1 protein-coding gene is annotated in these 382 nt (G+C 67.8%); it reads left to right on the top strand.

Going from position 1 to position 382, the window contains the following annotated elements:
- On the top strand, positions 1–382 hold a 382-nt coding region (locus IG78_RS47400; protein WP_157856080.1), incomplete at both ends, for a transposase.

Below are 382 nucleotides of genomic sequence, written 5' to 3' on the forward strand. Positions count from 1 at the left end.
CCGATCCCGTGGTGGACTGAGCACGAAGGTTCACCTGGCCTGCGACGGACTCGGCCGTCCTCTCAGCTTCGTCTTATCGGGCGGCCAGGCCAACGACTGTACCCGCTTCGAGCAGGTGATGGGCTCGATCAGCGTGCCCAGAGTCGGGCCCGGGCATCCGCGGACCAGGCCCGACCGCGTGGTTGCCGACAAGGGCTACAGCTCTCGAAGGATCCGTGCCTGCCTGCGACGACGCGGCATCCCGCACACGATTCCCGAACGCGTCGATCAGATCCTCGGCCGACTGAACCGCGGCACACGGGGCGGCCGGCCGCCCGGCTTCGACCGATGCACCTACCGCCACCGCAACGTCGTTGAGCGCTGCTTCAACCGTCTCAAGCAG

Origin of the sequence: Streptomyces aureocirculatus, from assembly GCF_000720475.1 — a bacterium.
GTDB classification, from domain to species: Bacteria; Actinomycetota; Actinomycetes; order Streptomycetales; family Streptomycetaceae; genus Streptomyces; species Streptomyces aureocirculatus.